A 2,636-nucleotide genomic window follows, 5' to 3' on the forward strand; every position below is an offset into this window, starting at 1 on the left:
TCCGATTAGCACCACTCTTGGGGATACTCTGCAACGTCCTGATATTGAGAACACCTTGGAAAATAAGTCCCTAGCGATTAGCTATGCCGCTCATAGCGTCCTCTCGGACCTTTTCCCCTCTGAGGTTGCTTCCTTCGATTCGCTTCTGACTGATGTGCGATCGCTTGCTGGCAACTCTGCTTCTATCCCTACTGCTACCAACGTTGGTAAAACAGTAGCCAACAGCTTATTGCAGTTCCGACGTCAGGATGGTTCCAACCAGTTAGGAAATGACCCGAGGGGTACACTTGGTGTTCCTTACTCCGACACCACTGGCTATCAGCCTCTCAACGGTCCCGATAACATCGTCGATATCACTCGCTGGACACCAGAGCGGGTACCAATTGACAGCCCGGATGCCAGGCTGCAACGGTTTTTGACTCCCCAGTGGGGCAACGTTACTCCCTTTGCCTTGAGCTCTGGGTCTGAATTTAGACCACCAGAACCAGAACCTTTTCTGCTTGTAGAGGGTACTCTGAATCGGGAGGAGCGTACCGTCACTCTTGAAGATGGTACAGAGGTTAGTCTGGTTAACGAAGACGGCGAGATTAATACTGACGTTGTCAACCCTGGGTTTATCGAGCAAGCTGAGCGGCTCATTGAGGTCAGCGCTAATCTGACCGATGAGCAAAAACTAGTAGCTGAGTTTTGGGAAGACCCCTCTGGCACTCCCTACCCTCCTGGAACTTGGATGAGTTTTGGTTCATTCGTCTCTGAACGGGATGACCAAACCATAGATGAAGATATCCAACTTTACTTTGGTCTGGGCAATGCAGTTTTGGATGCTGGTATTGCGACTTGGGAAGCAAAAGTCTTCTACGACTATACTCGTCCCGTCCGAGCGATTCGCGAACTTGGTGAGCTGGGCTTAATTGGTGAATTCGATCAGGAGCTGGGAGGCTTTGTGATCGAATCTTATGGTGGACCAGGAGTAGGAACGATCAGGCTATTAGCCAGTGATTTTATTACCTACCAAACTCCTGGTGCCGATCCATCCCCTCCCTTTGCGGAATTCACCTCAGGACATAGTGCTTTCAGTGCTTCTGCGGCTGAGATTTTCAAGCTATTTACCGGTAGTGATGAGTTCGGCAATTCAGTAACCTTTGCCCCTGGTGCCTCTCGTTTTGAACCTGGTTTGACTCCCACGGATCAAGTCACCCTATTTTGGGAGACATTTTCCGATGCTGCTGATGAAGCTGGTGTTTCTCGCATCTACGGTGGCATTCACTTCGATGATGGAGATCTATTCGGCAGAGACTTAGGGCGACAAGTTGGTGGCAAGGTCTATGACCGGACATTATTCTTCATCAATGGTGGTGTTAAAGTTCCCGAACCTACCTCGGTATTGGGTATGTTAGTATTTGGTGCCTTTGGTGCTGCTTCCATGATCAAAGGAAAACGGGGAAATCAATCTCACCATCAATCTCACTAACATTACCTAAAAATCTTCCTTTTGGAGGTTTAGGAAGCCTTGGTTTCTGATTAACCTAAAAAAGAAAAGGGAAAAGGTTTCATAACAGTTCAGGTTTCGCCAAATACCTTTTCCCTAGCTGAAATCCCCCCAATTTTGGGGGGTATTTAGTTAGGATACATAACAAATCTGGCTATGGCAAGTTGGTATATAGCATTTCCAAATGATTTGTAAACAAGGACTACCATTTTTTTATTACCAAAAACCCCTATATACTTGATTAACTCTTGCCTCTTGCCTCTTGCCTCTTACCTTTCCCTAAGGATTCTGTTCACAACTCAAATAAAAATGCTATAAATCCATCAAAACCGAGGGTAAGGGAAAGAATCAATAAAGAATAATTTTTATCAATAATATTAAGAAAAAATTGCAATAGTGCTGAAAATCAAGGCTTAATATGGTCATAATCCTTGCCATATATCACATTTTGGCTCAATTTTTCTGGCGCTTACCCTGCTTAAAAACCGACGGCTGAATTTCATGAACCTGGATTGCCTTTGAAGATTTTCCCAGGGTTTCTTCCAGATTTTGTACCAGAATGGTTTATACTGATTATCTGGGGAGGCGACATCCAAGCTGAAATCCATACTGGGTAATAATTTCAGCCCATAAGCTCCAAAAAGATACATGCTGTTTTGAGCAGACCTTGAACCACGATACACAACGATCACATCAACGGAGCATTCAACCAACTATTCAACCGAGCATTCAACAGGTACAATCTGGTCTAGGGGAATTTTCAGCAATTTTGCGATCGCATCAACTCACCATAAACCCATTGGTAAGTAATGCAGGTAATGCAGAATTTATCCAGGTTTAAGGTAGCTGACTATTCCACAGATGAAAGCCCTGTGTCAAGCCTTGGGTGTGACTCTCGACGACTTACCGAATGATTGCGGACTGCCCAAGGGTAAATCATAGTAATCCATCGGAATTCTTGCCTAGTAACCAATAATACTGAATGATGATAAATAGTGTCATGGCAAGATCACGTTTATCAATGGGATTAGTCATTAGTACAGTCAATATGAAAGGTGGTGTGGGCAAGACCACCCTCACCGTCAACTTGGCGACTTGCTTAGCCAAAAATCATAATAAGCGGGTTTTGGTGGTCGATTTAGATACC

The 2,636-nt window shown here is 44.8% G+C and carries 3 protein-coding genes; all 3 read left to right on the plus strand.

All coding sequences use genetic code 11. From position 1 onward, the window contains the following. On the plus strand, positions 1–1,471 hold a 1,471-nt coding region (locus F6K37_RS37675), incomplete at its 5' end, for a vanadium-dependent haloperoxidase (protein ID WP_287256142.1). A 685-nt stretch (positions 1,472–2,156) separates the two neighbouring features. Then, on the plus strand, positions 2,157–2,330 hold the full coding sequence (locus F6K37_RS37680; protein ID WP_154659983.1) for a hypothetical protein: 174 nt from the start codon (positions 2,157–2,159) through the stop codon (positions 2,328–2,330). Positions 2,331–2,510: 180 nt separating this feature from the next. Then, positions 2,511–2,636, plus strand: a 126-nt coding sequence (locus F6K37_RS37685) for a ParA family protein (protein ID WP_287256145.1), incomplete at its 3' end; no start/stop codon positions are given.

The organism is Moorena sp. SIO4E2 (genome assembly GCF_010671945.1).
Classification (GTDB): domain Bacteria; phylum Cyanobacteriota; class Cyanobacteriia; order Cyanobacteriales; family Coleofasciculaceae; genus Moorena; species Moorena producens.